This window comes from Janthinobacterium fluminis, assembly GCF_028595325.1.
GTDB classification, from domain to species: Bacteria; Pseudomonadota; Gammaproteobacteria; order Burkholderiales; family Burkholderiaceae_D; genus Janthinobacterium; species Janthinobacterium fluminis.
Window position 1 is genome coordinate 1 of sequence record NZ_JAQQXR010000028.1, and the last position, 4,885, is coordinate 4,885.

General features: G+C 60.9%; 3 protein-coding genes. 1 reads left to right on the forward strand and 2 read right to left on the reverse strand.

The features are described 5' to 3' along the window. Nucleotides 1-625 precede the first annotated feature (625 nt). Nucleotides 626-2,506, forward strand: coding sequence for a sigma-54-dependent Fis family transcriptional regulator (locus tag OIK44_RS25545; RefSeq protein ID WP_273675065.1), 1,881 nt, complete (start codon nt 626-628; stop codon nt 2,504-2,506). Nucleotides 2,507-2,513: 7 nt separating this feature from the next. Here the strand turns inward: OIK44_RS25545 and OIK44_RS25550 are convergent, their stop codons facing one another. Further along, the gene (locus tag OIK44_RS25550; RefSeq protein WP_273675067.1) at nt 2,514-2,894 is read right to left on the reverse strand and encodes a DUF779 domain-containing protein; all 381 of its coding nucleotides are present in this window, start codon (nt 2,892-2,894) and stop codon (nt 2,514-2,516) included. Between the two features lie 53 nt (nt 2,895-2,947). Then, nucleotides 2,948-4,468: an aldehyde dehydrogenase gene (gene adh / locus OIK44_RS25555; RefSeq protein ID WP_273675069.1), complete on the reverse strand. Its 1,521-nt coding sequence runs from the start codon at nt 4,466-4,468 to the stop codon at nt 2,948-2,950. Between the last annotated feature and the right edge of the window lie 417 nt (nt 4,469-4,885).

Here is a 4,885-nt window from a genome sequence, read left to right on the forward strand (position 1 = left end):
TTCTTTTTCGCGAGCATTTAATAATTTAAGTATGCGGCGGACCGAAGTCCGCCGGCACCATCATCAAATGCCCACATTTATCGACTGTTAATTTTTAAAGAACTTGTTCTGTGCTGCTGCGGCTTGGCGACAAAGCGTTTTGTTTGTCAGCCGCGAAGAAGAAAGAGTATGCAGCGTTTCGGCCATTTCGTCAACCCCCTGCTTTTTACTGCGCTCCCTTTTTGATTAGCATCCAGTGCCACTCATTGGGGAGGCGAACTATAGCAAAGAGCCTCCCCGCTAGCAAGGCTTTTCTCCCCTGCGTACTTGGCACCATGATTGCTTATACCAACTATAGGTTTTACAGGCATTTAACTGGCGAGAGCGGCTCCACAGATGACAGCGGCATGCAGAACGGCGACGCAACCGGACACGGCCGCCACACCCGGCTGCGTCCGCTTGTTCCAGTTCACGACAAGAGCGACGCCAGGTGCTACATTACGGAACAGTCTCGCAACGACTAGAGCGCCATGTCCAGGCGCCGACCGGAGGAATCGAGAACATGCATCGACAGTCTGCACCCGAGCTGCACACCCCTTCCCCCCCCCAATCCGCACCGTTCGCGGCATCGGGATGGGAGGATAGGATGCCCCTCATTATCGAATCGTCGCGCCAGCGCTCGATTGCCTATGGTTTGCAGCCGGCTGCGGCGCCGGACTTCAGCCCCATCGCGCCATCCGCGCTGTCGCTGCTGATCGAGCAAAACCGCATGCTCCACACGCACGCCGTGCCGGCCATGGAAACGCTGTACCAGCAGATCGTCAACACCCACAATATGGTGATATTGACCGACGCGGACGGCGTGATCGTGCATTCGCTCGGCGACGACGATTTCCTCGAAAAAGCCGACCGGGTCGCGCTGCGGCCCGGCGTCGCATGGTCCGAGCAAAGCAAGGGCACCAATGCGATAGGCACCGCCATTGCCGAGAAGGCGCCGACGCTCGTGCATGCTACCCAGCACTATCTTGCGGCCAACCATTTCCTCACCTGCTCGGCCGCGCCGATCACCGACCACCGCGGCAGTGTGATCGGCGTGCTGGACGTGTCCGGCGACCAGCGCAGCTTCCACAAGCACACCATGGCGCTGGTGCGCATGTCGGCGTTAATGATCGAGAACCAATTGTTCGCCTCGGCCTTCGAAGACGCGATCACGCTGCACTTTCATGTGCGGCCGGAATTCATCGGCACGCTGATGGAGGGCATCGCCTCGTTCACGCCCGGCGGGCGCTTCCTGTCCGCCAACCGCAGCGGCTTGTTCCAGCTGGGCCTGTCATTCGCCACGCTGCAATCGCACACCTTCAGCTCCCTGTTCGGGCTGCCCGTGTCGGCTTTGTACGACCACTACCGCACCGCCGCACCCGGCTTGCTGAACGTGTGCATGCACAACGGCGTGCGCGTATACGGACGCGCCCAGTTGCGGCTGGCCAATAGCGCACTCCAGCACACCTTGACGCGCCCGGCCGACGGCGACGCGGCGCCCGCCGTTGCGCCCTCGCCCCTCCACGCGGCCAGCGCCGCGCGGCGCCTGTCCGGCCTGCGCTATCTGCGCACCGGCGATGCGCTACTGGAACTGGTGATCGACAAGGTCAGCAAGGTCTTGGGGCGCGATATTCCCATCCTGATCATGGGCGAAACCGGCACCGGCAAGGAGTTGCTGGCCCAGGCCATCCACAACGATTCGCCCCGCGCCATGGGGCCGTTCATCGCCGTCAATTGCGCGTCGATTCCGGAGACGCTGATCGAATCGGAACTGTTCGGCTACGAAGACGGCGCCTTCACCGGCGCGCGCAAGAAAGGGGCGATCGGCAAAATCTTGCAAGCCAACGGCGGCACGCTGTTCCTCGACGAAATCGGCGACATGCCCTTTGGCCTGCAGGCGCGCCTGCTGCGCGTATTACAGGAACGCATGGTCACGCCGCTGGGCAGTAGCAAGTCGATCACCGTCAACGTCGAACTCATCTGCGCCACCAACCATAATTTGCGCGAGCGCATGGCCAAGGGGCTGTTCCGTGAAGATTTGTATTACCGCCTGAACGGCCTGGTGGTGAAGCTGCCGCCGCTGCGCGAACGCAGCGACCTGGAAACGGTCGTGAAGAAAATCCTGGCGAGCGAGTCGAACGGCGGGCGCTACACGGTGTCGGCCGAGATATTGCAGTTGTTTAAGCAGCACCGCTGGCCGGGCAATTTCCGCCAGCTCACCAACCTGCTGCGCACCGCCACCGTCATGGCCGGCGACGAGCACGAGATCAGCCTGCGCCACATGCCCGACGATTTCCTCGACGATATCGACATGGACGCCCTCCCCAGCGCCGACAAGATGCTGGCCGGCGGCGCCAACCTGGAGGACATGGAACGCAGCGCCATCCTGCAATCGCTGGAGGCGCACGGCGGCAACGTGTCGGCCACGGCGCGGGCGCTGGGAGTATCGCGCAACACGATCTACCGCAAGGTGCCACACCTGAAATAAGGGCCGCTCATTCCGGCGCCGGCTGGACGTTCAGCGCCTGCAATTCCGCGTCCGTGAACAGGCGCGAACGGGTCAGGAAGCGCTTGCCTGTGCCATTATCGAGCGAAAACATACCGCCGTTGCCGTCGACCACGTCGATGATCAACTGAGTATGCTCCCAGTACTCGAATTGCTCCATGCCCATGTAAAACGGCGCGCCATTGACGTTACCCAGATAGACATCCGTGTCGCTGACATTGAACTCGCCCAATGCATAACACATCGGCGAACTGCCGTCGCAGCAGCCGCCGGACTGAAAGAACATCACCGCACCATGCCGCCGGCACAGCGCGGCCGTCATTTCCAGCGCCGCCGGGGTTGCCGTGACGCGCGCAATCGTATGCTTCATGGTGGACCTTTGCAAAATACCCGCGGCGCAGGCGCCGCGGGAACGCACTGCGATCAGAAGAAGCCGAGCGCTTTCGGGCTGTAGCTCACCAGCAGGTTTTTGGTTTGCTGGTAATGGTCCAGCATCATCTTATGATTTTCCCGGCCGATGCCCGATTGCTTGTAGCCGCCAAACGCGGCGTGGGCCGGGTACAGGTGGTAGCAATTGGTCCACACGCGACCGGCCTGGATGGCGCGGCCGACGCGGAAGGCGCGCGAACCGTCGCGCGTCCACAGACCGGCGCCCAGGCCATACAAGGTGTCGTTGGCAATCGCCAACGCCTCGGCCTCGTCCTTGAAGGTGGTCACCGACACGACCGGGCCGAAAATCTCCTCCTGGAAGATGCGCATCTTGTTGTTGCCCTTGAACACGGTCGGGCTCACATAGTAGCCCCCCTCCAGTTCGCCCGTCAGCACCTTGCGCGCGCCGCCCGCCAACACCGTCGCCCCCTCCTGCTTGCCGATGTCCATATAGGACAGGATTTTTTCCAGTTGCTCCTGCGACGCTTGCGCGCCTATCATCGTCGCGGAATCGAGCGGATTACCCTGTTTGATGGCGGCCACCCGCTTCAGCGCCCGCTCGATGAAGCGCTCGTAGATCGATTCCTGGATCAGCACGCGCGACGGGCAGGTGCAGACCTCGCCCTGGTTCAGCGCGAACATCGCAAAACCTTCCAGGCATTTGTCGAAGAAGGCATCGTCGGCGTCCATCACGTCGGCGAAGAAGATGTTCGGCGACTTGCCGCCCAGCTCCAGCGTGACGGGGATCAGATTTTGCGCCGCGTATTGCATAATCAGGCGGCCCGTTCCCGTTTCGCCGGTGAAGGCGATCTTGGCGATGCGCTTGCTCGACGCCAGCGGCTTGCCCGCCTCCAGGCCGAAACCGTTGATGACGTTGAGCACGCCAGGCGGCAACAGGTCGCCGATCAGCTCGATCAACACCATGATCGAGGCCGGCGTCTGCTCGGCCGGCTTGAGCACGACGCAATTGCCGGCGGCCAGCGCCGGGGCCAGCTTCCACACGGCCATCAGGATGGGGAAATTCCACGGAATGATCTGGCCGACGACGCCCAGTGGCTCGTGGAAATGGTAGGCATAGGTTTCCGCATCGATTTGCGCCACCGAGCCCTCTTGGGCGCGGATGCAGCCGGCGAAGTAGCGGAAGTGGTCGATTGCCAGCGGAATGTCGGCGTTCATCGTCTCGCGGATCGGCTTGCCGTTGTCGATGGTTTCGGCGGTGGCGATCAGGCTCAGGTTCTGCTCGATGCGGTCGGCGATCTTGTTCAGGATGTTGGCACGCTCGGCCGGCGAAGTCTTGCCCCATGCATCTTTAGCCCCGTGGGCGGCGTCCAGCGCCAGTTCCACATCTTCCGCCGTGGAGCGGGCCACTTCGCAAAACACCTGCCCGGTGATGGGCGTGACATTGCCGAAATAGACGCCGTTGACGGGCGCGACGAATTGGCCGCCGATGTAGTTGTCGTAGCGCGCCTTGAAGGGATTGGCGACGCCGAGTTTGCTGATGTCCGCGAGATTCATGTCGTCCTCTGTCTGATAGGTGAAAATACCGTTGTGGAAATGGGCGTAACGTTGAGCACGACAATCTGTCTGCAAACGCCGTGCCAGCTATCAAGGAATGCTGCGAAGACGCCGGTTTAGCTGGCTTACGCAACTTAACGATAGAAAAAACAGAGGAGAATCACTGCGGTGGGGAAATTATGCTGTTTGCTTTTTGAACAAGTGGAACTCATTGTGTTCAAATTTGAGGCACCCTGCGCTGCCTCAGGGGTCTGACCCCGGCCTTTTGGGGTCTGCCCCTTGCTTTTGACGTGGCCAAACGAAAAAAACCCCGTCAGGCACAAGGCGCCAACGGGGTTTTTTAATATAACTAGCCTGACGATAACCTACTTTCACACTGGTTGCAGCACTATCATCGGCGCAAAGTTGTTTCACGGT